The 26,553-nt window shown below is 73.5% G+C and carries 26 protein-coding genes; 10 read left to right on the top strand and 16 right to left on the bottom strand.

The genetic code is table 11. From position 1 onward, the window contains the following. Window positions 1-23 precede the first annotated feature (23 nt). Window positions 24-884 (top strand): DMT family transporter, encoded by an 861-nt coding sequence (locus tag ABZ449_RS18405; RefSeq protein WP_360346800.1) that lies wholly within the window; start codon window positions 24-26, stop codon window positions 882-884. A 110-nt stretch (window positions 885-994) separates the two neighbouring features. Here ABZ449_RS18405 and ABZ449_RS18400 read toward each other — a convergent pair whose 3' ends face one another. From ABZ449_RS18400 to ABZ449_RS18380, 5 genes are all read right to left on the bottom strand, one after another. Then, window positions 995-1,756 carry a GNAT family N-acetyltransferase gene (locus tag ABZ449_RS18400; protein WP_360346798.1) on the bottom strand — a complete coding sequence of 254 codons (762 nt, stop codon included), beginning with the start codon at window positions 1,754-1,756 and terminating at the stop codon, window positions 995-997. 103 nt (window positions 1,757-1,859) lie between these two features. Then, on the bottom strand, window positions 1,860-2,954 hold the full coding sequence (locus ABZ449_RS18395) for an exo-alpha-sialidase (RefSeq protein WP_360346796.1): 1,095 nt from the start codon (window positions 2,952-2,954) through the stop codon (window positions 1,860-1,862). Between the two features lie 148 nt (window positions 2,955-3,102). Beyond that, window positions 3,103-4,545 (bottom strand): NAD(P)/FAD-dependent oxidoreductase, encoded by a 1,443-nt coding sequence (locus ABZ449_RS18390; protein ID WP_360346794.1) that lies wholly within the window; start codon window positions 4,543-4,545, stop codon window positions 3,103-3,105. Beyond that, window positions 4,542-4,886 (bottom strand): hypothetical protein, encoded by a 345-nt coding sequence (locus ABZ449_RS18385; RefSeq protein WP_360346792.1) that lies wholly within the window; start codon window positions 4,884-4,886, stop codon window positions 4,542-4,544. The genes ABZ449_RS18390 and ABZ449_RS18385 overlap by 4 nt, the downstream gene beginning before the upstream one ends. A 151-nt stretch (window positions 4,887-5,037) precedes the next feature. Next, a complete protein-coding gene (locus ABZ449_RS18380) occupies window positions 5,038-5,772 on the bottom strand; it encodes an alpha/beta fold hydrolase (protein WP_360346790.1) in 735 nt (244 codons plus the stop codon). A gap of 307 nt (window positions 5,773-6,079) precedes the next feature. Between ABZ449_RS18380 and ABZ449_RS18375 the strand changes: the two genes are divergently transcribed. After that, window positions 6,080-7,042, top strand: coding sequence for a YafY family protein (locus tag ABZ449_RS18375; protein WP_360346788.1), 963 nt, complete (start codon window positions 6,080-6,082; stop codon window positions 7,040-7,042). A 140-nt stretch (window positions 7,043-7,182) separates the two neighbouring features. Here the strand turns inward: ABZ449_RS18375 and trxA are convergent, their stop codons facing one another. Then, a complete protein-coding gene (gene trxA / locus ABZ449_RS18370; protein ID WP_360346786.1) occupies window positions 7,183-7,572 on the bottom strand; it encodes a thioredoxin in 390 nt (129 codons plus the stop codon). A 175-nt stretch (window positions 7,573-7,747) separates the two neighbouring features. Here trxA and ABZ449_RS18365 point away from each other — a divergent pair, with 175 nt between their 5' ends. Genes ABZ449_RS18365 through ABZ449_RS18355 form a run of 3 tightly spaced genes read left to right on the top strand, consistent with a single transcriptional unit; the run spans window position 7,748 to window position 9,747 of the window. After that, complete coding sequence (locus ABZ449_RS18365) at window positions 7,748-8,338, top strand: hypothetical protein (protein ID WP_360346784.1); 591 nt, start codon at window positions 7,748-7,750, stop codon at window positions 8,336-8,338. 48 nt (window positions 8,339-8,386) lie between these two features. Then, window positions 8,387-8,947 (top strand): sigma-70 family RNA polymerase sigma factor, encoded by a 561-nt coding sequence (locus tag ABZ449_RS18360; RefSeq protein ID WP_360346911.1) that lies wholly within the window; start codon window positions 8,387-8,389, stop codon window positions 8,945-8,947. Next, a complete protein-coding gene (locus ABZ449_RS18355; RefSeq protein WP_360346782.1) occupies window positions 8,944-9,747 on the top strand; it encodes a zf-HC2 domain-containing protein in 804 nt (267 codons plus the stop codon). Before ABZ449_RS18360 ends, ABZ449_RS18355 begins: the two co-directional genes overlap by 4 nt. On the opposite strand, the gene ABZ449_RS18350 is transcribed toward ABZ449_RS18355, so the two are convergent. The 4 genes from ABZ449_RS18350 to ABZ449_RS18335 all read right to left on the bottom strand — a co-directional run bounded on the left by ABZ449_RS18350 (window position 9,715) and on the right by ABZ449_RS18335 (window position 12,693). Beyond that, entirely contained in the window at window positions 9,715-10,452 is a 738-nt protein-coding gene (locus ABZ449_RS18350; protein WP_360346780.1) for a hypothetical protein, read from the bottom strand. The genes ABZ449_RS18355 and ABZ449_RS18350 overlap by 33 nt on opposite strands. Beyond that, the gene (locus ABZ449_RS18345; protein WP_360346778.1) at window positions 10,449-11,126 is read right to left on the bottom strand and encodes a hypothetical protein; all 678 of its coding nucleotides are present in this window, start codon (window positions 11,124-11,126) and stop codon (window positions 10,449-10,451) included. Before ABZ449_RS18345 ends, ABZ449_RS18350 begins: the two co-directional genes overlap by 4 nt. 140 nt (window positions 11,127-11,266) lie before the next feature. Further along, window positions 11,267-11,779: a DUF1990 domain-containing protein gene (locus tag ABZ449_RS18340; RefSeq protein ID WP_360346776.1), complete on the bottom strand. Its 513-nt coding sequence runs from the start codon at window positions 11,777-11,779 to the stop codon at window positions 11,267-11,269. Next, the gene (locus tag ABZ449_RS18335; protein WP_360346774.1) at window positions 11,776-12,693 is read right to left on the bottom strand and encodes a YndJ family protein; all 918 of its coding nucleotides are present in this window, start codon (window positions 12,691-12,693) and stop codon (window positions 11,776-11,778) included. The genes ABZ449_RS18340 and ABZ449_RS18335 overlap by 4 nt, the downstream gene beginning before the upstream one ends. Before the next feature lie 233 nt (window positions 12,694-12,926). Between ABZ449_RS18335 and ABZ449_RS18330 the strand changes: the two genes are divergently transcribed. Beyond that, on the top strand, window positions 12,927-13,196 hold the full coding sequence (locus ABZ449_RS18330; RefSeq protein WP_360346772.1) for a DUF1876 domain-containing protein: 270 nt from the start codon (window positions 12,927-12,929) through the stop codon (window positions 13,194-13,196). 133 nt (window positions 13,197-13,329) lie between these two features. Here ABZ449_RS18330 and ABZ449_RS18325 read toward each other — a convergent pair whose 3' ends face one another. The 4 genes from ABZ449_RS18325 to ABZ449_RS18310 form a co-directional block, all read right to left on the bottom strand. After that, complete coding sequence (locus tag ABZ449_RS18325; protein WP_360346770.1) at window positions 13,330-13,770, bottom strand: PPOX class F420-dependent oxidoreductase; 441 nt, start codon at window positions 13,768-13,770, stop codon at window positions 13,330-13,332. Window positions 13,771-13,801: 31 nt separating this feature from the next. Then, complete coding sequence (locus ABZ449_RS18320) at window positions 13,802-15,412, bottom strand: cytochrome bc complex cytochrome b subunit (RefSeq protein WP_360346768.1); 1,611 nt, start codon at window positions 15,410-15,412, stop codon at window positions 13,802-13,804. A gap of 242 nt (window positions 15,413-15,654) precedes the next feature. After that, window positions 15,655-17,181 (bottom strand): MFS transporter, encoded by a 1,527-nt coding sequence (locus ABZ449_RS18315; protein ID WP_360346766.1) that lies wholly within the window; start codon window positions 17,179-17,181, stop codon window positions 15,655-15,657. Between the two features lie 195 nt (window positions 17,182-17,376). Beyond that, the gene (locus ABZ449_RS18310; RefSeq protein WP_360346764.1) at window positions 17,377-18,054 is read right to left on the bottom strand and encodes a TetR/AcrR family transcriptional regulator; all 678 of its coding nucleotides are present in this window, start codon (window positions 18,052-18,054) and stop codon (window positions 17,377-17,379) included. Window positions 18,055-18,436: 382 nt separating this feature from the next. Here ABZ449_RS18310 and ABZ449_RS18305 point away from each other — a divergent pair, with 382 nt between their 5' ends. Continuing rightward, window positions 18,437-19,225, top strand: a complete 789-nt coding sequence (locus ABZ449_RS18305; RefSeq protein ID WP_360346762.1) for a VOC family protein — start codon at window positions 18,437-18,439, stop codon at window positions 19,223-19,225. Window positions 19,226-19,309: 84 nt separating this feature from the next. On the opposite strand, the gene ABZ449_RS18300 is transcribed toward ABZ449_RS18305, so the two are convergent. Beyond that, window positions 19,310-19,768 (bottom strand): hemerythrin domain-containing protein, encoded by a 459-nt coding sequence (locus ABZ449_RS18300; protein WP_360346760.1) that lies wholly within the window; start codon window positions 19,766-19,768, stop codon window positions 19,310-19,312. Window positions 19,769-19,890: 122 nt separating this feature from the next. Next, window positions 19,891-20,487 (bottom strand): TIGR03086 family metal-binding protein, encoded by a 597-nt coding sequence (locus ABZ449_RS18295; protein ID WP_360346758.1) that lies wholly within the window; start codon window positions 20,485-20,487, stop codon window positions 19,891-19,893. A 210-nt stretch (window positions 20,488-20,697) separates the two neighbouring features. Here ABZ449_RS18295 and ABZ449_RS18290 point away from each other — a divergent pair, with 210 nt between their 5' ends. From ABZ449_RS18290 to ABZ449_RS18280, 3 genes are all read left to right on the top strand, one after another. After that, the gene (locus tag ABZ449_RS18290) at window positions 20,698-21,267 is read left to right on the top strand and encodes a DoxX family protein (protein ID WP_360346756.1); all 570 of its coding nucleotides are present in this window, start codon (window positions 20,698-20,700) and stop codon (window positions 21,265-21,267) included. A 274-nt stretch (window positions 21,268-21,541) separates the two neighbouring features. After that, window positions 21,542-23,881, top strand: a complete 2,340-nt coding sequence (locus tag ABZ449_RS18285; RefSeq protein ID WP_360346754.1) for a collagenase — start codon at window positions 21,542-21,544, stop codon at window positions 23,879-23,881. A 291-nt stretch (window positions 23,882-24,172) separates the two neighbouring features. Continuing rightward, complete coding sequence (locus ABZ449_RS18280; protein WP_360346752.1) at window positions 24,173-26,455, top strand: collagenase; 2,283 nt, start codon at window positions 24,173-24,175, stop codon at window positions 26,453-26,455. The last annotated feature ends 98 nt before the right edge of the window (window positions 26,456-26,553 follow it).

Below are 26,553 nucleotides of genomic sequence, written 5' to 3'. Positions count from 1 at the left end.
GCGGGCCGCTCGAGGGGAGGTCCGTGGTGTTCGGAGGTGTCCCGGCGGTGCCGGTGGCCGTGCTCACGGCCGCCGTGCTGCACGCCGTCTGGAACGGGCTGGCGCACCGCATCCCGGACAAACTGGTCGGCTTCACGCTGATCAACCTGACCTACACGGCCTGCGCGCTCGTCATGGTGGTGCTCAACCCGCTGCCGGCGGCCGGCGCCTGGCCGTACCTGCTGGCCTCGGTCGCGGTCCAGGTGACGTCCACGGTGCTGCTGCTTCGGGCCTACCAGCTGGGCGACTTCGGCCAGATGTACCCGATCGCCCGGGGCAGCGCGCCGCTGCTGGTGGCGCTGATATCGGCCACGCTGCTCGGCCAGCACCTGGGCGCGGGCGAACTGCTGGGCGTGCTGGTGATCTCCTGCGGGCTGTTCGGCCTGGCCTTCGCCCGGGGGATACCCGGGCGGGCGCAGCTGCCCGCACTCGGGGCCGCGGCCGGGACGGGCGTGATGATCGCCGTGTACACGGTGCTGGACGGCAGCGGCGTGCGGGCGTCCGGGACGGTGGGCGGCTACGTGGCCTGGCTGTTCCTGCTCCAGGGGCCGGTGCTGGCGCTGATCGTCCGGGTCCGGCGCGGTCCCGCCCTGCTCGCCGGGGCGGGCCGGGCGGTGCCGCTGGGCATCGTCGGCGGGGTGCTCTCGCTGACGGCGTACGGGCTGGTGGTGTGGGCGCAGGCCCGGGGGGACTTGGCGACGATCGCTGCGCTGCGCGAGACCAGCATCGTGATCGCCGCGCTGATCGCCGCCGTGGTGTTCCGCGAGCGGCTCGGCCGGCTGCGGCTGACCGCCGCGTTCACCGTGCTGGGCGGGATCGCGGTCCTGGAGCTCGCCCGGCCCTGAACCGCGGGGCGCGGGCGAGGTCCGGCCGCCGCGGTCCACGGCTCCGCGGTCCAACGGCTCCGCGATCCAGGGCGCCGCGGTCTGGGCTCCCGCGGCTCAGGGCGCCGCGGTCAGACCGCCTGGGCCGCGTCGGGCACGACCACCGTCAGCGAGGTCTCCTGGAGCAGGAAGCCCAGCGACTCGTAGACCCGGCGGGCCGGGTTGCCCTCGGACACCACCAGGGTCACGTCGGCGTGCCCGCGCGCCGCGGCGTCCCCGAGGGTGCGGCGCAGCAGGTCGGCGCCGAGACCGCGGTAGCCGCGCTCCGGGTGGCGGAAGACGTCGGCGACCCAGGGCAGGCCGTCCCGGTCGGTGAGGATCAGCCCGGCGACCACGCGGTCCTCGGCGTCCACCGCGAGCAGGCTGGACGGCAGCACCGGGCCGATGACCTTCCCCTCGAGCAGCGGAGTGAGCCGCTCGGTCAGCGACTCGGCATCCGAGACCGGGTAGTGGTCGACGTGGCCGGGGGCGAAGGCGGCCCGCCAGGCCTCGAACACCTCTTCCGGCGCGCGGTCGCAGGGCACCGCCCGCAGGCCTTCGCGCAGCGGCGTGCCGGCCCAGTCGGCGGGCGGGGGATCGGCGCGCAGGTCGCGGCGGAAGGTGTGGGCGTGCCGCAGCACCCGCGCGCCGTGCGCCACCAGCTCCTGTCCGAGCGCGGGAGGGCCGGAGACCACCCACCCGGGCAGCTCGGCCCGGATGTACCCGGCGGCGTCCGCCGACGCGTCCAGGACCTCCAGCAGGTCGGCCCAGGGCCGCCCCTCCCGCTCTCCCGGCACGTAGCGCAGCACCGGCTCGCCGTCGGCACTCCGCTTGACCACCCAGTCCTCGGCCATGGCCCACCCCACAATCTCGCCCACGAATCTCGCTCACGATCTCGCGATCGTTCGTACGGCGGCCCATGCTCACCGAGGCGCCGCGGCCGGGCAACCGGTTATTTCAGGCCACCACCGCGGCCCGGACGCAGAGCACGTCCGGCAGGTGGGAGAGCAGCAGCGACCAGCTCTCGCCCTCGTCCCGGCTGCCGTAGACGTCGCCGGTCCGGTTTCCGAAGTAGATGCCGGCCGGGTCGGCGTCGTCGGTGCGCAGGGCGTCGCGCAGGACGATGCCGTAGTGGTCCTCGCCGGGCAGGCCCTCGGCGAGCTGCTGCCAGCTGGTGCCGCCGTCGGTGGTGCGGAAGACCCGGCAGCGGCGGCCGGGCGGGATGCGGTCGTCCGCGCCGCCGAGCGGGAAGAGGTAGGCGGTGTCGGCCCGGCGCGGGTGGGCGGCCACGGCGAAGCCGAACTCGGCGGGCAGCCCGTCCACGATCGAGCGCCAGCTGCCGCCCCAGTCGTCACTGCGGTAGACGCCGCCGTGGTTCTGGAGGTAGAGCCGGTCCGGGTGGACGGGGTCCTGGGCGACCTTGTGCACGCACTGGCCGAACTCGGGGTACTGGCCCTCCTCCGGGAAGAACTCGGCGCGCAGGCCGGTGTTGGAGGGCTGCCAGCTGTCGCCGCCGTCCTTGCTGCGGTAGACGCCGCCGCTGGAGACGGCGACCAGCAGCCGCTGCGGGTCGCGCGGGTCGGTCAGGATGGTGTGCAGGCCCTGGCCGCCGTAGCCGGCGCCCCACTGCGGCCGCTGCGGGTGGTTCCAGAGCGGCTCGACCAGCGCGAAGCTCTCGCCGCCGTCGGTGGAGCGGAACAGCGCGGCCGGTTCGGTGCCCGCGTAGACGACGCCGGGGGCCTCCGCTCCGGCGGGATGGAGCTGCCAGACCCGGGTGAGCGAGGCGCCGGTGGACTCGGGGAAGCGGATGGCCGGCTGCGGCGGCTCGTACCAGCTGGCGCCGAGGTCGTCGGAGCGCCAGACCGAGGGCCCCCAGTGGCTGCTGTCGGCGCCGACCAGGATTCTGGTCCGGCCGTCGCGGCGGTCGACGGAGACGGAGTAGATCGCGTTCATCGGGAAGTGCGGCCCGCTGAACTCCCACGTCAGCCGGTCGCGGCTACGGCCGAGAAAGAGGCCCTTCTCGGTTCCGACGGCCAACAGCACCTCGGTCATGCCTCACACCACCTGGTCACGTGTACGGCCCCCCGGGACGGCCCCCGCCTGTCAGTGTCCCGCCGTCCACCGGTGGTCACATCTCGCCGCGCCGGTCACCCGGGAGGCCGACGAGAACGTCGGCCGTCCGGACGACCGCGCCGGCGGGCTACCCCCGGCAGTCCTCCAGCAGCCGCAGCCAGACCTCGCTGATCGTCGGGTACGAGGGCACCGCGTGCCAGAGCCGGTCGATCGGCACCTCGCCGACCACCGCGACGGTCGCCGAGTGCAGCAGTTCGGCCACCCCGGGGCCGACCAGGCAGGCGCCGACCAGGACCTTCCGGTCCAGGTCGAAGATCACCCGGGCCCGGCCGCGGTAGTCGTCGCCGTAGAGCGAGGCCCCGGCGACGGAGCCGATCTCGTGGTCGACGGTCTTCACCCGCAGCCCGGCCGCCTCGGCGGCGGCCCGGGTCAGACCGACGGCGGCGACCTCGGGCTGGGTGAACACCACCTGGGGCGCGCCCGCGAGGTCGGCGGACGCGGCGTGCGCGCCCCAGCGCGAGGTGTCCAGCGGGCGCCCCTGGGCGCGGGCGGCGATCGCCGCGCCGGTGATGCGGGCCTGGTACTTGCCCTGGTGGGTGAGCAGCGCCCGGTGGTTGACGTCCCCGGTGGCGTAGAGCCACTCGCCGTCCACGCCGAGCACCGTGCAGCTGTCGTCCACCTCCAGCCAGTCGCCCGGCTTCAGGCCGACTTGTTCCAGCCCGACGTCGGCGGTGCGCGGGGCCCGGCCGGTCGCGTACAGCACCTCGTCGGCGGTCAGCGTCCCGCCGCCGTCGAGCGTGAGGGTCACCGGCCCGGAACCGTCCGCCCGCTCCAGCGCCGTGACCTCGGTGCCGAAGCGGAGGTCCACCCCGGCGGCCCGCAGGCCCTGCGCCACCAGCTCGCCCGCGAACGGCTCCATCCGCGGCAGCAGCCTCTCACCGCGCACCAGCAGCACCACCTCGGAGCCGAGCGCCCGCCAGGCGGCGGCCATCTCCACCCCGACCACCCCGCCGCCGACCACGGCCAGCCGCCCGGGAACGCTCTGCGAGCCGGTGGCCTCCCGGTTGGTCCACGGGTGGGCCTCGGCGAGCCCCGGCACGTGCGCGGGCAGCACCGGGCGGCTGCCGGTGCACACCACGACGGCGTGCCGGGCGGTGAGCACCCGCTCGCCGCCGTCCTCGGCCTCCACCGTCACCGTCCGGACCCCGGCCAGCCGGCCGTGGCCGCGGACCAGCTCGATGCCGGTGTCCCGCAGCCACTTCACCTGGCCGTCGTCCTTCCAGTCGGAGGTGAAGGAGTTCCGCCGGGCCAGCACCGCGGCCGGGTCCAGCCGCCCGTCGCCGACCGCCTCCCGGGAGCCGGCCACCGCGCGGGCCTCGGCCAGTGCGGCCACCGGTCGCAGCAGCGCCTTGCTGGGCATGCACGCCCAGTACGAGCACTCGCCGCCGACCAGCTCGGCCTCCACGATCACGGTGCGCAGCCCGGCGGCGACCGTCCGGTCCGCCACGTTCTCGCCGGTCGGGCCGGCCCCCAGGACGATGACGTCGTACTCCTCGGCGGTGCTGGTCATGCCCTGTCCTCCGTCGTCTCGGTGGCCACCCCGGCCGGCCTGGCGGGGGCGGCCTGCGTGCGGTCGCAGATGTCGAGCGGCCGGGCGCGCCGGTCCCCGTCCCGGCCGCCGGTCGGGGCGGCCCCGCGGGAGAGCGGGCCGCGGCCGCCTTCGGTTCCGTACCCGGGCCCGACCGGGACCGCCCGCAGCGGCCACCGCGCGGGCTCGTCGCGCGTCCGCGGGGCGGCCATGGCGCGGGAGCCGGGCGCGACGCGCGGCGGGGCGGCCGGCGCCGGGCCGCGGCCCGTCCGGAACTCCGGCACGGCGTCCGGTGGTTCGGTCCGGCTGGGCTGGTCGCGCACGGGTGCTCGCTCCTCGCTCGGGTACGGCGTGGGCCCCATCCTGCCGGTCCGGGCGCGGTTGCGCGACGGACGGACACGCGGAGGGCGCCGTCGGGCACACCGGTGGGCACGGACGGGACAGACCGGGGCCCGGGCCCGGCGACGGGTCGGCTCAGAGCGCGGCGAGCTCCGCCAGCAGCGCCGCCGTGTCGGCCGGGCGGGAGAACATCGGCCAGTGCCCGGTGGGCAGTTCGCGCAGCTCCCAGTTCGGCCCGGACATCCCGGCGAAGTACGGGTGCCCGGCGGCGATCAGCTCGCGCACCTGGGAGAGCGGGAAGGAGCAGGACACCAGCGCCTGCGGCAGCGCGGCTCCGGCGCCGGTCAGCCGCAGCCGGTCCCGGAACGCCCCGGCCGGGTGCGGGGTGGCGCGGGAGCGGATGCGCGCGAGGGCGGCCTCGTCCAGCCCCGCCACGCTCGCGCCGTGCTCGGCCAGGTACTCCCAGGACGGCATCGGGAGACGGCCGTCGACCACCGAGGCCTCGGCCGTCCGCCGGTAGTCGGGCTGCCAGATGTCCTGGACCGCGGAGCCGTCGATCAGCGGGCCGCTGTCCAGGTAGACCACCCGGCGGATCCGCTCCGGCATCCGGTCCGCGAGCCCGCCCACCGGGGCGCAGGCGCCACTGTGCCCGACCAGGACGACGTCCGACAGGTCCTCCCCGACCAGCAGCCCGGCGAGGTCGGCGATGTGGTCCTCCAGCCCGAACTCGCCCGTCTCGACCGCGCGTTCGGCCACCCCCGGCAGGCTGACGGCGTACACACGGTGCCCGGCGGCACGCAGCGGCGCGGCCACCTCGTCCCAGGCCCAGGCGCCGATCCAGAATCCGGGGACCAGTACGAACGTGCTCATGGTGGATCACTCCTTCGTCGGTGGGGATGGTGGGGGAGGCCTCGACGGGCCGCGGAGGCGTCGACGGGCCCGTGGAAGGACCGCTCCGCGGTGGGGCCTCCTCCACCGCCGACTCTAGGATCGGATCCGGACGGAAGTCGCCCGGATTTCCTCCGAGTCGTCGTCACGCCTCCGGAAGGGCGCCCGGAAGGGCGCCCGGAACAGCCTCCGGTACGGCCTCCCGAAGGACGACACGGCGGCGACGGCGGCGACACGGAGACCGCACGGACGCCACACGGCGGCGGCGAGGAGACAGGAGGAGCACACGGTGGAGCACCCGGTCAGCCGGATCCTCGCCCTGCTGGAGCTGCTCCAGGACCGCCCCGGCCTGACCGGCGCCGAACTGGCCGCCCGGCTCGACGTGGACGAGCGCACCGTCCGCCGCTACGCCTCCCGGCTGGCCGAACTCGGCATCCCCGTCCAGGCCGACCGCGGCCGCTACGGCGGCTACCGCCTGCGGCCCGGCTACCGACTGCCCCCGCTGATGCTCAACCCGGAGGAGGCCGCCTCCGTCGTGCTCGGCCTGCTGGCCGGCCGCAGCTCCGGCCTGGCGGTGGGGGAGGAGGCCACCGGGACCGCCCTCGCCAAGATCCAGCGAGTGCTGCCCCCGCCGCTGCGCGACCGCGTCCGCGCCGTCGAACAGACCCTGGGCCTCACCGCCGTCCCGGCCACCGGCCCGGGCCCGGCCGCCTCCGCGCTGTTCACCCTGGCCGAGGCGGCCCGCCGCCGGCGCCGGGTGCGGCTCGCCTACCGGGACCGCGAGGACCGGCCCAGCGAGCGCGAGTTCGACCCGTACGGGCTGGTCTTCCACTCCGGGCGCTGGTACACCACCGGGCTCGACCACCGCAGCGGCGAGCCGCGCACCTTCCGGCTGGACCGGATCACCCGGGTGGAGCAGGGCGAGGCCGGCTTCGAGCCGCCCGAGGACTTCGACCCGGTCCAGCGGGTGGTGGAGTCACTGGCCGCCGCGCCCTGGCGGCACCGGGTGGAGGTGGAGCTGGAGCTCGGCCTCGCCGAGGCCCGCCGCAGGCTGCCGCCCGCCGTCGGCACGCTCACCGAACTCGCCGAGGACCGGGTGCTGCTGCGGGCCCGGGCGCAGAACCTCGACGGCGTCGCGGTGCTGCTGGCCGGTCTGGGCCGGCCGTTCACCGTCCGGGAGCCCGCCGCACTGCGCGCCGAGGTGCGGGCGCTCGCGGGCCGGCTCGCCGCCTGGGGCGCCGAACCCACCTGACGGGCCACGGCCGGAGTGCGGCGCGGGCCCGGGTCGGCGGGGTACGCCGAGGGCCCGGCTCGGCGGGGTACGCCGAGGGCCCGGGGAGACGGTGCTCCCCGGGCCCTCGGGCGTCCGGACCGGGCCCGGCCGCGTCCGGATCAGGCCTGGCCGCCGGCCGCCTGCTCCGCGGCGACCTTGCGCTTCACATCGGCCATGTCCAGGCTGCGGGCCTGGTTGATCAGGTCCTCGAACACCGCCTCCGGCAGGGCGCCGGGCTGCGAGAAGACGAGCACGCCCTCGCGGATGATCGCCAGCGTCGGGATCGACTGGACCTCGAACGCGGCAGCCAGCTCCTGCTGCGCCTCGGTGTCCACCTTGGCGAAGACCAGGTCCGGGTGGCGCTCGGCCGCCTTCTCGAACACCGGGGCGAACTGGCGGCAAGGCCCGCACCATCCGGCCCAGAAGTCGATGAAGACGAAGTCCTTGCCCTCCGGGCCCGGGACGATCTCGTCGAAGTTCTCCTTGGTCAGCTCGACCGTGCTGCTCATCTCGCGATTCCTTCCCTTCCGAAGGTGGCGGTTCAGACCGTTGCCCGCCACAACGGTCCCGGTCGACGGGGTATTCCGGAGCCTTCGGCACCCGGGTTGAGCACTCGGCGGCCACCGCCCGTACGGAAGGGTGTCCGGTCCGTCCCGAACCCGTCCCCCTCGCGGGAGGCACCCCATGCCCAGCACACTCCGTACCCGCCGCAGGACCGTGGCGCTGACCGCTTCCGGCATCGCGGCGGCGGCCCTGATCGCCGGCTGCGGTGCGTCCGGCGGCTCGTCGCACCCGTCGAGCAGCCCGAGCGCCCCGGCGAGCGTGACCATGCAGACCGCCCAGGACCCGAAGCTGGGCACGATCGTCACCGACAGCGCCGGCTTCACGCTCTACCGCTTCGACCAGGACCGCAACAGTCCGCCGGAGTCCTCCTGCAACGGCAGCTGCGCCGTCATCTGGCCGCCCGAACACGCCAACGGCGACGTCACGGTCAAGGGCATCGACAGCAAGCTGGTCGGCACCGTCACCCGCGCCGACGGCACCAAGCAGGTCACCCTGAACGGCTGGCCGGCCTACCGCTACTCGCCGGACACCAAGCCCGGCGACACCAAGGGCCAGGGCGTCGGCGGCACCTGGTTCGCGCTGACCCCGAGCGGCGGCAAGGCGGGCGCCACGGGCGGTTCCATGCCGATGCCCGGCACCCCGGCTCCGAGCACCCCGGCGCCCAGCACCCCGGCGCCCAGCAACCCGATGCCCAGCACCCCGGGTTACTGACCGGTCCCGACCGCCCTCGACCAGGAGACCAGGGTGCGCAACGATGAAGTGGTGACCGAGGAGCACCCCGTCGGCCGCCCCGACGGCCAGGGCACGGGGGCGACGCCGGACGAGGACCTGATGCGCGCCCTCTACCGGGAGCACGCCGGTCCGCTGTTCGGGTTCGTGCTCCACCTGGTCGCCGGGGACCGGCAGCGGGCCGAGGACGTCGTGCAGGAGACGCTGGTCCGCGCCTGGCGCAACATCCACCGGCTCGACCCGGAGGCCGGCTCGCTGCGGCCCTGGCTGGTCACGGTCGCCCGGCGGATCGTGATCGACGGCCACCGCAGCGCCCTGGCCCGGCCTCGCGAAGTGGACGCCGCGGTGCTGGAGCAGCTGCCCGCCGAGGACGAGATCGATCGGGCCCTGCGGATGATGACCGTCGCGGACGCGCTCGGAGACCTCTCGCCCGCGCACCGCGAGATCATCGTCGAGACCTACCTGAAGGGCCGCACGGCCGTCGAGGCGGCCGCCGAACTCGGCATCCCGGCCGGGACGGTGCGCTCGCGGGTGTTCTACGCGCTGCGCTCGCTCAGGCTCGCGCTGGAGGAACGGGGAGTGACATCGTGACCGGACACCCCGACCCTGACCCTGACCGCGACCGGACGCCCGGCCCGCCGGACGACGCCTCCGGAGTGCCTCGCGACGCCGCCGGCGGCCCGGAGCACGTGGACGCCGGCGCGTACGTTCTCGGCCTGCTGGAGCCCGCCGAGCGCGCCGCCTTCGAACGGCACCTCGCCGACTGTCCGCAGTGTGCCGAGCAGGTGGCCGAACTCGCCACCGTGGAGCCGTTGTTGGCCGAGTACGCGGCCACCGCGCGGGCCGCCGGAACGGACCCGGCGGGCCCCGTCCCGCAGCCGGACCCGCGGCTGCTGGACCGGCTGGTCGCCGAGGTCGGCACCACCCGGCGGCGGGGCCGGATCCGGCGGCTGGTGCTGGCCCTGGCCGCGACCGCGATGGTGGCGGCCGGCCCCGCCGTCACCGCCGCCGTGCTCACCGCCGAGCAGACGCCCGCCGTGGTCGCGGTGGCCGAGCAGTTCAGCGCCACCGACCCGAGCACCGGCGCCCACGCCACCGTCGGCCTGAACGGCACCGCCTGGGGCACCCAGGTCAGCCTGCGACTCTCCGGCGTCCAGGGCCCGTTGACCTGCCGACTGGTCGCCGTCTCGCACACCGGCGAACAGCAGACCGTCACCAGCTGGTCCGTCCCCGCGAGCGGCTACGGGGGCGGGGGCGGGGGTGGGGACGGGAGCGGCACTGTGCGCACCACCGGCGGTGCGGCCCTCCAGCCCGGGGACATCGACCACTTCGAGGTCCTGGTCCAGGACAGCGGCGCGCTACTGGTCACGGTCCCGGCGCACCACTCCTGACCCCCACAGGACGGTGTACGACTCCAACCGCTCCACCCGGGCCGTCCCCCGCAGGCGCGGCCGCAGCGGGCTCGGCTCGCCCGTGCCGGTCATGTGCTCCCGTCGCCAGATCCGGCTCCAGCCGATCCGCAGGACCGGCTCGAAGCGGTGCCACCGCCCGCAGCCGCACGGCGTCAGCACCCGTGCGCAGGTGCGGCACAGCTCGGCCCGGCCGTCCACGTGCCCGGTCGGCAGCGGGACCGGCGGGCCCTGCTCCCCGCACGCCGGGCACCCGGGCAGCTCGACGCCGTCCAGCAGCGCGTTCTGCCGCCGGACGTAGTCGGGCAGCCGCAACGGCGGGTGCAGGAACGGGTCGTGCTCCCAGGCCGCGTTCGGCGAACCCCACCAGAGCCGGTTCCACCACGCCGTCTCCGGCGGCAGCCGCCGCCCGGCCCGCTTCTGCGCCCGCCGCCGCGCCGCGTACTCCTCGGCCCGGGCCCGCCACAGCTCGCGCGCCTCGTGCAGCTCGTCCACCGCGCGGACCAGCGCCTCCGGGTCGGCCTCCAGGAGGCGCGGCATCCGGGCGCTGACGGTGAGGTGGTGGTACGTCGCCCGCAGGCCGTACGGCGCGAAGCGGGTCAGGCAGGTGCGCAGCGCGGCGTGCCGCCGGTGCGGCGGGAGCGAGGCGTCGTGCACCCGGGCCCGGTGGGTGTGGAAGCTGGTCATGCCGGGGACTCCTGGTCCGGCTCCAGGTCCGGCTCCAGGTCCAGCGCCCGGGTGAGCGCGGCGGTGACGGCGGTGGCGTGGTCGGGCAGCTGCCGCCGGGTCCAGCTCGCGGCCAGGGCGAGGAAGTCCCGCAGGTCCCGCTCGGCACCGGCGAGCAGCCGGCGCAGCTCGTCCACCGGCAGCTCGATCACCGGGGCCTTCCCGTCCTCGCCGTCCTCGCCGTCCGCGGCGTTCTGGGTCAGCCGGACGACCCGGCCGACGCACTCGGCCCGGGCGTCGGGATCGTGTCCGAACCAGGCGGTGCCGGAGCCGTCCGTGACGTTCAGCCACTCGCGCCAGTCCTCCAGGCCGTTGCAGCAGCCCGGCTCGAAGGTGGCGCCGGTGACCGAGTCGGTCACCACCAGCCCGCCGGGCGCGTAGGGGTGCGACTCGCCGAGCAGCCCGTGCAGGAAGGCCCCCACCGGGTCCGCCGGCCGGGGACCGCGCTCCTCGGCCTGCCCGGGGTCGGGCTCGACGTCGTTGCGATCGGCCAGCAACCACACCGCCGTCCCGACCTCGGCCGCCGTCAGCCGCCCGCTCAGCGCGAGGCTCCCGTACGGCCCGTGGCTGCCCGTCGGCCAGAGCGCGAAGCCGTCGGGGGCGGAGATCTCCAGGATCGGTCGCATCGACATCATCCGCCGATCATTCCGAACGACCCACCACCCCGACCAGCGCTTTACGCCCCACGCCCCACGCCCCACGCCCGCCGCTCGGCAGACCGGCGACACGGTCCGGGCCGGTGGACGGCGGTGGTGGCGTGCCGGCCGCCCGCCGTTCAACCGGCCTGTGCCGCGATCCGGGCCAGCACGCGTCCGCAGTGGCGGGCGAAGGCTCGCTGGGCGAGGGGGAGCAGTGGGCCGGCGAGGCGGGCGTACCGGGCGACCGGTCGGCTGAAGGCGGTGACGGAGAAGCGGACCCGGCCGTCCGGGGTCAGCTCGACCAGGAAGGTCTCCTCGCCGCGGGCCAGGTGGCCGGTCCTGGTGCCGTAGGTGAAGCCGTACCGGTCGGGGCCGTCGACCGTGGCCAGCACCCGGTTGGGGGCGCCGGCCCGGAGCGGGCCGAGGCCGATGGCGCACCGCACGGCGACGCCGGGGGCGGCCCGGTCGGACGCCGCGTCGATCCGGACACCCGCGAGCCGGTGCATCCGCCAGTCGAGCAGGGCGGCACCGGCGGCCTCCAGCGCCGGGCGGCCGTGGCCGATGAGTGCGCTGTGCCGCAGGTGGTTGTAGCCGGCGGGCAGCTCGCCGGTGCGGCTGGCGCCCAGCTCGGGGTAGCTGTAGTCGTTCATCGAGCGGTCTCCGAGGGATCGATCAGGGCAACGGCGGTCCGGCTCACGGCGGTTCGGTCCACGGCGGTCCGGTCCACGGCGGTCCGGTCCGCGGCGATCCGGCGCCAGGCGAGCAGGGCGCAGAGCGCGAAGCCGAGCGCGTTGCCGACGCCGTGGGTGGCGGCCATCCAGGTCAGGGTGGGGTGGGGGAGTCCGGCGGCCCGGCCGAACGCCCACCACAGGGCGAGCAGCATGGTGAGCGCGAGGACGGCCGAGGAGACGGCGAGCAGGCGCGCGGTGACGGGATCGCCGCCGCGGGGCCGCAGTTCGCGCCAGGTGACCAGGCCGACCAGCCACATTCCGGTGGTCAGTACGGCGGCTCCGGCGAACTGCCACCAGTCGCCGAGGAAGTACCCGGCCAGCACCAGCAGGGTGCCCGCCGGGACGCTGAGCGCCGCGCAGCGGGCCGCGGTCGAGTCCGGGCGGGCGGCGCGGCAGACCAGTCCGGCGACCAGGGCGGCGGTGAACCCGGCGTAGTGGAAGTGCGGGACGGTGAGGGCGAGGATGTGCGGCTCGAAGCCGAACAGCGGGTAGCCGGAGCGTTCGGCGACGAGGGCGACCCCGGCCACCGAGGGCGCGGCGAGCGCGGTGAGCACCGCGATCTCGGCGGGCGCGAGCGAGCGGGTGCGGGCCAGCCGCAGCGGCGCGTGCAGGGCGACGGCCAGGGTGCCGAGGGCGTAGAGCACGGCGCAGCCGGTGGCCAGGCCGCCGCGCGGCAGCCAGAGCGAGAGCGCACCGGGTACGGCGGCGAGCGGCCAGAGCCGGCGGATCCGGGCGAGCCCGGGCTCGGCGACCAGGGCGAGGCCGAGCGGGACGACGGCGCCCATGCCGAGCAGGATCAGCAGGTCGACCAGCTCCGTGGTGCCTTTTCCCATCGTGGACACACCCCATTGAACGCGTTCAAATGCTTTCTTCGCCGACTCTACGCGGCACAGTTGAACGCGTTCAACTCGCTCCCCGGTGTCGCCCCGATGTCGCTCCGATGTCGCTCCGGTGCCGCTCCGGTGCCGCCCCAAGTGCCGCCCCGCTGCCGCCCCGGCCGGGCTGGCCTGGTGTTCACGGTGGGCGCGGCGCACTCTGGAGGGGTAACCGATGGAGGTGATCCGCCATGCAGACTCTGGTCGGTTGGCACATCGAGATGGAGTTTCGCGAAGAGGGGCCGCGGACCAGCGCCGCCGCGATGCTGCGGCTCGCCGACGGGACGGAAATGCGCGCCCACGGCTACAGCAGCCGCCACCCCTCCGACCCGGAACAGCTGAGGGTCGGCGAGGAGATCGCGGGGGCCCGCGCGCTCAACGAGCTGGCCTCGCAGCTGCTCACCAAGGCCCACGGCGAGATCCAGGAGGTCAGTCCGGTCCCGACCCACCCGCTGTCCTGACCCTCCGCCCCCCGACCCTCCACCCCCCGTCGTGAGCGCGTGAGCGGCTTCGGAAACGCCGAGTGCCGGGGCCGCCCCTTCCGGGGCCCCGGCACTCAGTGGGGATCGACGGTCCGCCGGTCGAAACGGTCCGTCAGTTGACGCAGTAGCTGCCCGGCGGCTGCCACTCCGGGCCGACCAGTCGTTGCTCCAGTTCGTTCGGCGTGATCCGGATGCCGACCGTCCCGGCCAGCCCGACGCGCAGCCGGCTGCGGGCCAGCACGACCAGCGCCGTCAGGCCGTACTTGTTGATCAGCGAGGTGCGGTAGCGGGCGGTGTCGTCGGCGTCGCAGAGCCGTGCCCGCGCCGGGACCTGGCGGCCGGTGGGGCGCCCGTGGGCGTCGCACGGGCCGATCAGCACCCGGGGGTGGCGGCGGATCCGTTCGGCCTCGCCGGAGTGGGCCGGGGTCCAGACCCCGAGGGCGGTGCCGTCCTGGACCACCCAGAGCTGCGATTCCATCCGGCTGCCGTCCTCGCCGAAGGTGGTGAGCAGGAGGTACCTGCTGTCGGCGATCCGGTCGGTTGGGTCGTGCACCTGTCCTCCCTGTGCCGTCGGGGGGTGCGGGTCAGTGCCCGTGGCCCTCGGTGATCTCGCGGAACTCCTCGGCGGTGGGCTTGGGGATCCGGCTGCCCTCGCCGTGGAATCCGCGGGAGAGCCGGGTCCGGGTGCGGGCGAGCGCCCCCGCCGGGCGGGCCACTCCATTCTCGTCCAGCGGGGCGGGCAGTTCGAGGGGGCGGGGCTGTTCGTGCGCCGTGAGCCGGTGCAGTTCCCGCGGCGGGAGCGGGGCGTGCACCTCGGTGAACTCGCCGTGCGGCAGGCGCTTGATGACACCGGTCTCGCGCCCGTGCAGCACCTTGTCGCGGTCCCGGCGCTGGAGGCCCAGGCACCAGCGCTTGGTGACGACGAAGACGACCACCGGGACGACGAAGATGCCGACGCGGGCGGCGTACGTGATGCTGTTGAGCGACAGGTGCAGGTGGGTGGCGATCAGGTCGTTGCCGCCGGCCGTCAGGGCCACCAGGTACACGCTGATCCAGGCCGCGCCGAGTGCGGTGCGGACGGGTGCGTTGCGCGGCCGGTCGAGCAGGTGGTGCTCCCGCTTGTCGTCGGTCACCCAGCCCTCCACGAACGGGTAGACCGCGATGGCGCCCAGGACCAGTGGGAACAGCGCGAACGGGATGAGCACCCCGAGGTTGAGGGTGTGGCCCCACAGTCCGATCTCCCAGCCGGGCATGATCCGGATCAGGCCCTCGGCGAAGCCCATGTACCAGTCGGGCTGGGCGTCGGTGGAGACCTGGTCCGGCCGGTACGGGCCGTACGCCCAGATCGGGTTGACGGTCGCGATCGCCGAGACCAGCGCGATGATGCCGAAGACGAGGAAGAAGAACCCGCCGGCCTTGGCCATGTAGACCGGCATCAGCGGCATGCCGACGACGTTCTTCTCGGTCCGTCCGGGCCCGGCCCACTGGGTGTGCTTGTGGTAGAAGACCAGGATCAGGTGGGCCACCAGCAGGCCGAGCATGATGCCCGGGATCAGCAGCACGTGGATGGTGAAGAACCGCGGCACGATGTCGTGGCCGGGGAACTCCCCGCCGAAGAGGAACATCTGGATGTACGTGCCGACCAGCGGCACGGCGAGGATCGAGCCCTCGATGAACCGGATGCCGGTGCCGGAGAGCAGGTCGTCCGGCAGGGAGTAGCCGAAGAAGCCGTCCAGCATGCCGAGGAAGAGCAGCAGGAAGCCGAAGACCCAGTTGATCTCCCGTGGCTTGCGGAACGCGCCGGTGAAGAACACCCGCATCATGTGGACGAACATGGCGGCGACGAAGACGATCGCCGCCCAGTGGTGGATCTGCCGGATCAGCAGTCCGCCGCGCACCTCGAAGCTGATGTCGACGGTGGAGGCGTAGGCCTCCGACATCGGGACGCCCTTGAGCGGCACGTACGAGCCGGCGTAGACCACCTCGCCCATGCTGGGCTTGAAGAACAGCGTCAGCCAGACACCGGTCAGGATGATGATCAGGAAGGTGTAGAGGCAGATCTCGCCCAGCATGAAGGACCAGTGGTCCGGGAAGACCTTCCGCAGGTTCGCCCGGGCCAGGGAGTAGATCCCCAGCCGGCCGTCCGCCCAGTCGGCGGCCCGCTGCCCCCGCCCAGGGCTCTGATTCCGGGTCATGTGCACGCACCTCGGTCCGAAGGAAACGGGGAGGAGTCCCCGATTCGCACTGGGGGCCACCATAATCGGGGAGCGATCCCCACTTCTACCCGGGGGTGCCCCTGCGGTCCGGGAAAACCGGGGGGTGCCCTGCGGCCCGGGAGACCCGGGGGTTCCCGCGGCCCCGGAAACGGCGAGCGGCCCGTCCGGTGTCGTGGAAGACACCGGACGGGCCGCGTACGCACCCGAGCGAACCCCGGCCGTCAGTGCACCAGCACCGGGACCTCGTTCTCCTTCGCCGCACCCTGGTCCGAGCCCGCCGCGGCATCCGGCCGGCCGGCGTTGATGAAGGTGAAGGCGACCGCGGCGGCCGCCACCAGGATCCCGAAGGACACCCAGATCGCCGTCGAGAAGCCGTGCACCATGCCCTGGAACTGGAGCGCCTTGGCGGCCTCCGGCGAGGTGGCCGCCACGGTGGCGTGCGCGGCCAGCCACCCGGTGGTCGCGCTGGCCGCGATGGTGTTCAGCAGCGCGGTGCCGATGGCGCCGCCGACCTGCTGCGAGGTGTTGACCATCGCCGAGGCCACGCCCGCGTCGCGCGGCTGGACGCCGTGCGTGGCGAGGCTCATGGCCGGCATGAACGCGGTGCCCATGCCGAGGCCCATCAGGACCAGACCGGGCAGGATCAGCGCCGGGTACGAGGTGTCCAGGCCGATGTGGGTCAGCAGGAACATACCGGCCGAGGCGACGAGGAAGCCGGGCGCCATCAGGTAGCGGGCCGGGACCCTGGTCATCAGCCGGGCGCCGATCTGGGTCGAACCGGTGATCATGCCCGCCACCATCGGGAGGAAGGCCACGCCGGTCAGCACCGGGCTGTAGCCGAGCACGATCTGCATGTAGTAGGTCAGGAAGAGGAACAGGCCGAACATGCCGATCACGGCCATGCCCAGCGACAGGTACACCCCGCCGCGGTTGCGGTCGAGCACCACGCGCAGCGGCAGCAGCGGGGCCTTGACCCGGAGCTCCACCAGCACGAAGGCGGCCAGCAGCACGGCGGCCGCGATGAACAGCCCCACGGTGGTGCCGGACGCCCAGCCGTCCGACTCGGCGCGGGTGAAGCCGTAGACCAGCGAGACCAGGCCGGTGGTCACCAGCAGCACGCCCGGGACGTCCAGCCGGTTGCGGTTGCGGCCCTCGGCGGGCTCGCGGATCACCAGCACGGCGCCGGCGGCGGCCACGATGGCGAACGGGATGTTGACGAAGAAGGTCCAGCGCCAGTTCATGTACTCGGTGAGCAGGCCGCCGAGGATCAGACCGATGGCGCCACCGCCACCGGCGATCGCACCGTAGATGCCGAAGGCCTTGGCCCGCTCGCGCGCCTCGGTGAAGGTCACCGCGAGCAGCGAGAGCGCGGCCGGCGCGAGCAGCGCGCCGAACACGCCCTGGAGCGCGCGGGCGCCGAGCAGCATCGCGGTGTTGGCCGCGGCGCCGCCGAGCGCGGAGGCGAGGGCGAAGCCGGTCAGGCCGACGATGAAGGTCCGCTTGCGTCCCCAGAGGTCCGCGATCCGGCCGCCGAACAGCAGCAGGCCGCCGAAGGCCAGGGCGTAGGCGGTGATCACCCACTGGCGGTTGCCGTCGGAGATGCCCAGGTCGTGCTGCGCGGACGGCAGGGCGATGTTCACGATGGTCGCGTCGAGGACGACCATCAGCTGGGCGAGGCCGATGAATATCAGCGCCTTCCAGCGCCGGGGATCGGGCAGCGTCGCCGGGCGGGCGTCGGTTTGAGGCATGGGGGAACTCACTTCACGGTGCGTGTGGTGTGCGTGAACGGTCGAGCGCCGGACGGCAACGGTCAAGTGCCGTACGGGAATGGCGGGTTCACCGCACGGGCAAGGTGCGGCGGAAGGGCGCGCGGTGAATGGGCGTGCCCGGGGCGCGGCGGGGCGCCGGCGGACGGTCGGTGCTGGTCGGTACTGGTGGGTCGGTCAGTTCTGGGGCTGGAAGTCCTCGAAGGTCGCGGCCCGGCCGGGCAGGACCGAAGCGGCCGGCGCGCGCAGGCCGTCCAGGAAGATCTGCAGGTGCCGGTGGACGAACTCGTCGAGCAGTCGGCAGGACGTGTTCGGCAGCGGCCGGGTCAACTGGCTCATCGCGATGAACAGATCACCGGGGTCGACGTCCGACCGCAGCTCGCCCGCGGTCCGGGCGCGCTCCATCAGACCGCCCACGGCGGCCTGCAGGCGTTCCCGGATCTCGGTCAACTCCGGGTCGAACGGGTCGACATGGTTGCTGAACAAGGTGCACAGACCGCCGATCTTCTCCCCGACGGACGCGTGCGCGAACCGCTGGAGGGCGTCGAACGGGCCGTCGCCGTCAGGAGCGTCCGCCTCCGCCGTCGCCGTCTCGGCGAGGGCCAGGATGCGGTTCTTGACGAGCACCGCCACCTCGTGGATCAGCGCCACCCTGTCCGGGAAGTTCCGGTACAGCGTGGCATTGCCGACCCCCGCCCGCTTCGCGATCTCGTCCAGCGGCACGTCCGCACCGTGTTCGACGAACGCGTCCCGGGCCGCCAGCACGATCCGCTCCCGGTTCCGGCTCGCGTCCGCACGCAACTTCGGCGTACGCGCGCCCCCGGCGGGACGGACCGACTCGGCGGTGGTGGTCACGACGACTGCTCCTCATCAAGATACCGGGGAAATTCTCCCCGCTTCTTCCAACGTACTCGGAAACGGGGAATCCGTCCCCGGAATTTCCCCGCGTGATGTGACCTGCGTCACATGTGGACGGATGTCGGATCGGGCCGGCTCGCCAGAGGCCGGACGCCCCTGACCACTCGGTTGCCTCTTCCCGCTCGCGGGATCGGGTCGACAAGCCCCGCGCCCACGCCCACGCCGACACCGAGCCCCTCGGGAACCGGGTGCGCCGATCCCGGGCATGGCTTCCCCGGCGTGCTGCGGGTGGCGGCCTAGGCTGTGGGCGTCCCGGGCGGCCGGTGGGCCGTGGGAGTCGGGAGGGGCCCGGCAGCCGGGTGGGTGGAGGAGGTTCGCGATGGGCAGCGGTGAGACGGCCGCCAGGGTGCGCTGTGTGGCGGCCGTACCGTGCTGGGTGAGCCTGATGGCCCGGGACCTGGACGACGCCAAGGAGTTCTACGGGCCCCTGCTCGGCTGGGAGTTCGAGCGGGGGCCGGACCGCTTCGGCCCGTACGTGCACGCGGTGACCGGCGGGGAGGCGGTGGCCGGGCTGGGCGTCGCCGGCGTCGGGGCGGTCCCGCTCGCCTGGACCAGCTACTTCGGGACGGAGAGCGCCGACGCCGTCGCCGACGCGGTGCGCGAGCGCGGCGCGACGCTGGCGGTCGGCCCGCTCGCCTTCGACGCCGGGCGGGTGGCCTTCGCGGCGGACCCGGCGGGCGCGGTGTTCGGCATCTGGGAGGGCCCGCTGGGCCGGGCCCGGAAGCTGGACCTGCCCGGCGCGCCGGTCTGGATCGAGCTGCGCACCCCGGACCCGTTCGCGGCGGCACTGTTCTACGGCGAGGTGTTCCGCTGGGACGGCCGTGACCCGGAGCGCTTCGACGTCCGCTGGGAGCACGACCGGGTGGTGCTGCGCGCCGAGGGCCACAGCGTCGCGGCTCTGGCCAAGGAGCAGGCGGGCGGTGCGGCGGGGACACCGCCGCACTGGGAGGTCTCGTTCGCCGTCCCGGACACCGACGAGGCGCTGGCCAGGGCCGTGGAGCTGGGCGGCGGGGCGCTCGGGCCGGCCTTCGACTCCCCGTACGGGCGGGTGGCGCGACTGCGGGACCGCGAGGGTGCCCGGTTCGCGGTGATCGGCCCGAAGGACTGATCGGCCCGAAGGACTGGCCGGCCCGAAGGACTGACCGGCCGGAACGACTGACCGCCCGGAGGGCTGACCGGCCGGCCGGGCTGGTCAACCCGGGGCCTCCAGCTCGGCCCGTTCCGCCCGCAGCCGGTCGCCCAGCGCGGTGCGGGCGGCCGCCGGCAGGGCCTTCCGGGCGGCCGGGAAGAGCTGTTCCTCCTCGCCGCGCAGGTGGCGTCTCAGGGTTTCGGCGAGGCCCCGCACCAGGGTGTCGAGGGCCGGGTCGCCGGGATCGAGCCCCTGGAGGTCGGCGAGGTACTGCCCGATCGCCAGGTGGTCGTGGATGCTGCGGAAGACCAGCGCCCCGCCGTCGGGCACGTCGTGCTGCACCACCGGGAAGAGGTGTTCCTCCTCGGCGGCGCAGTGGGTGAACAGCAGGTCGGTCAGCCGGGCGACCAGCTCGCCGCGTCCGGGGTCGTCGGCCGGTGCGGCCTCGATCCGGTCGAGCAGCTCGGTGGCCGCCCGGTGGTCGGCGGTGAACTCGCCGAGGATGTCAGGCCTGCGGCTCATGGCACGCCCGCCTCTCGCACGGAAGACTTCCCCCGTCGCCTTCCAGTATCCGGCGCCGGGCCCGTTCACCCGGGGTGCGCCCGCTCACCCTCCGTTCACCCCTCCGTGCTGCCGTCGCCCGCTCACCCCGCGTCCCGCCGCCCCGTGAGGGCGAGCAGCCGGGTCTGCGGCGGGGCGTCCTCCGTCACCGGCACCGGTGGGTCGAAGAACCCGCTGCCGGAGAGGTCCCCGTACCCGGCGAACTCGCCGAGCGCGAACTCGACGAGTGCGTCCGGGAGCCGGGTGAGCCGTCCGATGCCCTCGGCGAGGTCCCAGGAGTGGATCACCAGGTCGGTGGTGAGCTGGTCCAGGTAGTACTGGCCGGAGGTGTCCCCGAAGGAGAGGTGGACGGTCAGCTCGGTGGCGCCCGGGACGGCCCAGGCCTCCCGGGAGGCCCGGGCGGCGTCGGTCCAGGCGGCGACCGGGTCGTCGCCGAGCACGTCGCCGTCGAGGCGTCCGCCGATCTCGCCGACGGTGGCGCCCATCAGCAGCTCGGGCACCCAGAGCTGCTCGCCGGTGAGGTGGTTGACCAGGTCGCGGACGGACCAGTCGCTGCACGGGGTGGGGGAGTCCCACTGGTCGGGGGTGATCAGCCGGACGCGCTCGCCGAAGGCGTCCAGCGCCTCGGGGAACGGGGTGCCGGTCCGCGCCTCCCGTCGGTGTTGCCTGTGTCGGGCCATGCCTCCACCCTCCCCGGCCCGGACGGGCCCCGCGAGTCGCCGACGGCCCGTCAGTTGTTCAAATTCGAACTTCGAGGTACGGTCGAAGAGGAGGCGGTTCAAATTTGAACAACGGCAGTGGGTGACGACCCCTGCCCGCCGCACCACCCGACCCATGACCGTGTCCGGCCGCGCCGGACGACGACCGAACCCCGATCGATGGAGACGCGCATGCCGAGCAGCAGCCCGAGCACGACCGCCGCCACCACCACCGTCAGCCCGGCCCGGGACACCGCCGGGTCCGCGACGACCTCCCCGCACGCCTATGACGCCGGCCTCCTGCTCCTGCGCCTCGCCCTCGGCCTGACCATGGCCGCGCACGGCAGCCAGAAGCTGTTCGGCTGGTTCGGCGGCGGTGGGATCGACGGCACCGGTCAGTTCTTCACCATGAGCGGCTACCCGGCCGGCGACGCCATGGCCGTGGTGGCTGGCCTGACCGAGACGCTGGGCGGACTCGCCCTGGCCGTCGGCCTGTTGACCCCGCTCGCGGGTGCCGCGATCGTCGGCGTGATGGTCAACGCGCTCGCCGTCACCTGGGGCGGCGGCTTCTTCGCCCCGAAGGGCAGCGAGTACGAGCTGCTGCTGACCGCGGGCGCCGCGGCACTCGCCCTGACCGGCCCCGGCCGCTACGCCGTGGACCGCTTCCTGCCGGTGCTGCGGGCGCACCGTCTGGCGTACGGCGCGGCCGCCGTCGTGGTCGGCCTGCTGACGGCGGGTGTGATCCTGCTGCTCCGCAAGTAGCCGGACGGGAGGGCGACCGGAGAGCATCCGGAATTCCCTGATCCGTCGGGGAAAGGGCATGGTGACGACCGGTCGCCATGCCCTCGCGCCATTTCGGATGAGTAGACCTCGGGTAAAGGCCTTCACAATGTTGTGTGATGTGTGCAATGGTACATGTCACATCCCCACCGTTTCCACGCCGGACCCGCCCCACGCGGTGCCGTCGTCGACGGACCTCGCTCCACCGCAGGCCGCGCCCCAAACCGCGGCTTACGACGGCCCGGAGGACCCCCACGTGAATGGCCAACGCTTGCTGCGAGCCCCGCGGTTGGCAAGACTGTCGACGCTCGTCCTGTCCTTCGCCCTGGCGGGCGGCATGTTCGCCCCGCTCAGCCAGGCCGCCCCCGCCACCCCCGCCGGTGTCGGGACCACCGCCGCCGGTGCGCCCGCCGACCTGGCGCCCGCTTACCTGCTGCCGCCGCCCGCGATCGGCGAGAGCCGTGCCGACGCCGCTCCGGCGCGGCCGGACGGAAGGAAGCGCCTCAGCCCGGAGGACCTGGTACCCCAGTCGCCGACGGCCCCGCTCACCGGACTGCCGACGGCCGGGCAGCCGCAGGCCAAGGCCCTCGGCCTGGGTGCGGAGGCCGCCGCGCAGCCCTGCAACGTCGGTGACTTCACCAGCCGGACGGGCGCCGCCCTGGTCCAGCAGATCAAGTCCGTCGACCTCCAGTGCGTCAACTCGCTGTTCAGGATCGGCGGCGGTGACGCCGCCAACGCGTTCCGCGAGTCGCAGATGATCACCGTGGCGAACGCGGTGCGCGACGCCGCGAGCACCTACCAGGGCGACAACAGCGCGTCGATCTCGCAGCTGATGCTCTACCTGCAGGCCGGCTACTTCGTGCACTTCTACAACCCCGAGGTGGTGGGCCCCTACGGCGACGGCCTGAAGGCCGCCTCCCGCGCCGCGCTGGACACGTTCTTCGCCGGCTCCCGCTCGCGGGACGTCACGGCGGACAACGCCGGCCCGCTGGCCCGGGCGGCCACGCTGATCGACAGCATCAAGGACAGCGCCCGCTACCTGCCGGTCGCCAAGCGCCTCCTGACCGACTACGACAGCGCCACCTGGAACCCGACCGGCATGGTGTACGCGCTGACCCCGGTGCTCACGCAGCTCTTCGCCGGGCACTGGGAGGCCGACTTCCTCCCGGCCGTCAAGGCCGACCCGACCGTGCTGGACGCCCTCTACACCTTCATCTCCCGCAACCAGGGCCTGCACGGCGGCACCTACGGGCGGACGGTCTACGAGGCGACCAACGAGCTGACCCGCTTCATGCAGTACCCGGAGCTGCTGCCCCGGCTGCGCCCCTACGCACGGACGCTGGCCGGGCAGTCCTCGCCGAGCGGCCCCACCATGTACCAGCGCGGCTCGGTGGCGCTCGCGGTGAACTGGTGGGACAAGGCCAACTGTTCCTACTACGGCACCTGTGACGACGCGGCGAAGTTCAAGGCCGCCAACCTGACGGTGAAGCACACCTGCAGCCCGAGCATCAACATCCTGGCCCAGGCGCTGGACGCCACCCAACTGGCCACCGCCTGTTCCAGCCTGAACGGCCAGGACGCGTTCTTCCACAAGGTGGCCAAGGACGGCGGCCCGGTCAAGGACGACAACAACGGCACGATCGAGGTCGTGACCTTCCACTCCTCGCTCGACTACCAGGTGCTCGCCGCGGTCATCTACGACATCAACACCAACAACGGCGGGATGTACCTGGAGGGCGAGCCGGCCAAGGCCGGCAACCAGCCGCGCTTCCTCTGCTACGAGGCCGAGTGGGCCCGTCCGTCCTTCGAGATCTGGAACCTCAACCACGAGTACACCCACTACCTCGACGGCCGGTTCAACGTGTACGGCGACTACGACGCCGGCCAGGTCCAGCCGATCGACTGGTGGGTGGAGGGCTTCGCGGAGTTCGTCTCCTACTCGTACCGGGGGGTCGTCGACGACCGTGCCATCGCGGTGGCTCCGCAGCACACCTACAAGCTGAGCGAGCTCTTCGACACGGTCTACGCCAGGAGCAGCCAGGAGCGGGTCTACCAGTGGGGTTACCTGGCCGTGCGCTACATGCTGGAGCAGCACCGCTCCGACGTGGACGCGGTCCTGGCGAAGTACCGGGCCGGTGACTGGGACGGTGCCCGCGCCATCCTGAAGACCACCATCGGCACCCGCTACGACGCCGACTTCGACAGCTGGCTGACCAGGTGCGCCGCCGGCGCCTGCGCCACCGAGACGCCGGGCGAGCCGCGGCTGCCGGAGTGCGCCGCTGGTGACGTCCGGAAGCTGGACGCCAACTGCGTGCGCAGCAACGTCGCGGCGACCACGGGCAACTACGCGCACTTCTACCTGACCGTGCCGGCCGGCACCAAGCAGGTGAAGATCACCAGCAAGGGCGGCACCGGCAACGGCGACCTCTACTACAACCCGGGCGGCTGGGCGTACACCAACGCCTACGTCACGCGCTCGGCCGGTCCCGACAACTCCGAGACGCTGACCGTCACCAACCCGCCGGCCGGCTACGTCTTCTTCAGCCTCTACGCCCAGCAGGGCTTCGGCGGGGTGAGCGTCACGAGCGAATTCTGAGCCGACACCGGCAAACGCAGACAGGTGACCGCCCCGGGCGGGAGCGCTACGGCGCCCCGTCCGGGGCGGGTCTTTTGACGGGCGGTCACCACGGATCCCGCCTGAATTCCCCGCAAACCGTGCACAGCGCCCCGGGTTCCCAGGGCTATGTGAGGTGTGCCATGGTACATGTCACATCCCCCACCGTGTCCGACGGAACCGCCCCCACGCGGCGCCGTCACCAGCGGTCCTCGCCCACCCCCCATCGGCCGCGCCCCAAACCGCGGTCGACGACGGCCCGGAGGCCCCCACGTGAGTCCTTCACGTCCGCTGCGACTCCCGCAGCTGGCACGATTGCTGACGTTCGTCCTGTCCCTGTTCCTGACGGTCGGCCTGTTCGCCCCGCAGTCCCAGGCCGCTCCCGCCACCCCCACCCCCGGCGGCACGCCCGCGCCCGTCCCCACCGGGCCGGCTCCGCAGCCCGCCACCGGCACTCCCGAACGAGCCGACAGCGGGCAGCAGTTGGCATCGGTCGACCAGCGCGCCCCGCTCCCGGTCGACACCCGGCCGGCCGAGGTCCGATCGACCGCCAAGGCCCTGCGCCTCGGCGCGGCGGCCGAAAAGCCCTGTACCGTCGGCGACTTCACCGGCCGGACCGGCAACGACCTGGTCCAGCACATCAAGGACGCCGACGTCCAGTGCGTCAACAGCCTGTTCCAGCTCACCGGCGGCGACGCCCGCGGCGCGTTCCGCGAGGAGCAGATGAGCACGGTGGCCTACGCGCTGCGCGACGCGGCGGCCAACTACCCCGGTGACAACAGCACTTCGGTCGAGCAGCTGGTGCTCTACCTGCGCGCCGGCTACTTCGTGCAGTGGTACCACAAGGAGGACGTCGGCGAGTACGGTGCCGGCCTCAAGACCGCGATCCAGTCCGGACTGGACGCCTTCTTCAACAGCGCGCACTCCCGGGACGTCGCCGCGGGCAACGGGCCCATCCTGGGCGAGGCCGTCACCCTGATCGACAGCGCCCAGGAGAACGTCCGCTACCTGCCGGTGGTCAAGCGGCTGCTGGGCGACTACAAGGCCGACACCTGGAACCCGGCCGGCATGGCGTGGGCCGTCAACCCGGTCTTCACCGTGCTGTTCCGCGGCCACCAGGTGCCCGGCTTCGACGCCGCCGTCGAGGCCGACCCGAGCGTGCTGGACGCGCTGTCCGACTTCGCGACCCGCAACAACGCCCTGCTCGGCGACACCTACGGCGTGCTGGTCTACAACGCGACCAAGGAACTCACCCGCTTCCTGAAGGACACGGCCCTCCAGGCCAAGGTCCGTCCCCTCGCGAAGGGGCTGGTCGCCGCCTCGGAGCCGAAGGGTCGCACCGTCTACCAGTGGGCCGCGGTCGCCGAGGGCGTCGACTACTACGACGCCGCCAACTGCTCGTACTACGGCACCTGCAACAAGGCCGACCAGCTCAAGGCCGGCGTGCTGACCGTGAAGCACACCTGCAGCCCGAGCATCACGATCATCGCCCAGGCGCTGGACGCCACCCAGCTCGGCACCGCCTGCACCAGCCTGAACGGCCAGGACGCGTTCTTCCACAAGGTGGCCAAGGACGGCGGCCCGGTCAAGGACGACAACAACGGCACGATCGAGGTCGTGGTCTTCCACTCCTCGCTCGACTACCAGGTGCTCGCCGCCGCGATCTACGGCATCGACACCAACAATGGCGGCATGTACCTGGAGGGCGAGCCGGCCAAGGCCGGCAACCAGCCGCGCTTCCTCTGCTACGAGGCCGAGTGGGCCCGTCCGTCCTTCGAGATCTGGAACCTCAACCACGAGTACACCCACTACCTCGACGGCCGGTTCGACATGTACGGCGACTTCAACGCCGGCATGACCACCCCGACCATCTGGTGGGTGGAGGGCTTCGCCGAGTACGTCTCCTACTCGTACCGCAAGGTCACCAACGACGGCGCCATCGCCGCCGCCGGCCGGCACACCTACAAGCTGAGCGACCTCTTCGACACCGGCTACGGCGACCAGGACCGGGTGTACCGCTGGGGCTACCTGGCCGTGCGCTACATGCTGGAGCAGCACCGCTCCGACGTGGACGCGGTCCTGGCCAAGTACCGGGCCGGTGACTGGGACGGTGCCCGCGCCATCCTGAAGACCACCATCGGCACCCGCTACGACGCCGACTTCGACAGCTGGCTGACCAGGTGCGCCGCCGGCGCCTGCGCCACCACCCCGACCGGGCCCCAGGTGCCCGAGTGCACCGCCGCCGACACCCGGCAGCTGGACGCCGACTGCGCCCGCAGCAACGTCGCGGCGACCACGGGCAACTACGCGCACTTCTACCTCCTGGTGCCGGCTGGCACCCAGCAGGTGAAGATCACCACCAGTGGCGGCACCGGCAACGGCGACCTCTACTACAACCCGGCCGGCTGGGCGTACACCGACGCGAACACCGCGCGCTCGACGGGTCCGGACAACTCCGAGACGCTGACCGTCACCAACCCGCCGGCCGGCTACGTCTACTTCAGCCTCTACGCCCAGCAGGGCTTCAGCGGGGTGAGCGTCACGAGCGAAATGTGAGCCGAGTACGGCTACTGGACAGGTGACCGCCCCGGGCGGAGCGCTACGGCGCCCCGCCCGGGGCGGGTCCGCGTTCCACGGTCCGTGTTCCGTGTTCC

This window comes from Kitasatospora sp. NPDC005856 (assembly GCF_040629945.1).
Taxonomy (GTDB): Bacteria; Actinomycetota; Actinomycetes; order Streptomycetales; family Streptomycetaceae; genus Kitasatospora.
Note: the sequence above shows the minus strand (reverse complement) of the source record. Positions and strands in the feature narration are given on the sequence as shown.

What these genes read in the sequence shown, in the direction of transcription:
- ABZ449_RS18400 (WP_360346798.1), bottom strand. Translation starts at nt 1,756, where the DNA reads ATGGCCGAGGACTGGGTGGTCAAGCGGAGTGCCGACGGCGAGCCGGTG.
- ABZ449_RS18395 (WP_360346796.1), bottom strand. Translation starts at nt 2,954, where the DNA reads ATGACCGAGGTGCTGTTGGCCGTCGGAACCGAGAAGGGCCTCTTTCTC.
- ABZ449_RS18390 (WP_360346794.1), bottom strand. Translation starts at nt 4,545, where the DNA reads ATGACCAGCACCGCCGAGGAGTACGACGTCATCGTCCTGGGGGCCGGC.
- ABZ449_RS18380 (WP_360346790.1), bottom strand. Translation starts at nt 5,772, where the DNA reads ATGAGCACGTTCGTACTGGTCCCCGGATTCTGGATCGGCGCCTGGGCC.
- trxA (WP_360346786.1), bottom strand. Translation starts at nt 7,572, where the DNA reads ATGAGCAGCACGGTCGAGCTGACCAAGGAGAACTTCGACGAGATCGTC.
- ABZ449_RS18365 (WP_360346784.1), top strand. Translation starts at nt 7,748, where the DNA reads ATGCCCAGCACACTCCGTACCCGCCGCAGGACCGTGGCGCTGACCGCT.
- ABZ449_RS18350 (WP_360346780.1), bottom strand. Translation starts at nt 10,452, where the DNA reads ATGACCAGCTTCCACACCCACCGGGCCCGGGTGCACGACGCCTCGCTC.
- ABZ449_RS18345 (WP_360346778.1), bottom strand. Translation starts at nt 11,126, where the DNA reads ATGATGTCGATGCGACCGATCCTGGAGATCTCCGCCCCCGACGGCTTC.
- ABZ449_RS18340 (WP_360346776.1), bottom strand. Translation starts at nt 11,779, where the DNA reads ATGAACGACTACAGCTACCCCGAGCTGGGCGCCAGCCGCACCGGCGAG.
- ABZ449_RS18335 (WP_360346774.1), bottom strand. Translation starts at nt 12,693, where the DNA reads ATGGGAAAAGGCACCACGGAGCTGGTCGACCTGCTGATCCTGCTCGGC.
- ABZ449_RS18330 (WP_360346772.1), top strand. Translation starts at nt 12,927, where the DNA reads ATGCAGACTCTGGTCGGTTGGCACATCGAGATGGAGTTTCGCGAAGAG.
- ABZ449_RS18320 (WP_360346768.1), bottom strand. Translation starts at nt 15,412, where the DNA reads ATGACCCGGAATCAGAGCCCTGGGCGGGGGCAGCGGGCCGCCGACTGG.
- ABZ449_RS18315 (WP_360346766.1), bottom strand. Translation starts at nt 17,181, where the DNA reads ATGCCTCAAACCGACGCCCGCCCGGCGACGCTGCCCGATCCCCGGCGC.
- ABZ449_RS18305 (WP_360346762.1), top strand. Translation starts at nt 18,437, where the DNA reads ATGGGCAGCGGTGAGACGGCCGCCAGGGTGCGCTGTGTGGCGGCCGTA.
- ABZ449_RS18300 (WP_360346760.1), bottom strand. Translation starts at nt 19,768, where the DNA reads ATGAGCCGCAGGCCTGACATCCTCGGCGAGTTCACCGCCGACCACCGG.
- ABZ449_RS18295 (WP_360346758.1), bottom strand. Translation starts at nt 20,487, where the DNA reads ATGGCCCGACACAGGCAACACCGACGGGAGGCGCGGACCGGCACCCCG.
- ABZ449_RS18290 (WP_360346756.1), top strand. Translation starts at nt 20,698, where the DNA reads ATGCCGAGCAGCAGCCCGAGCACGACCGCCGCCACCACCACCGTCAGC.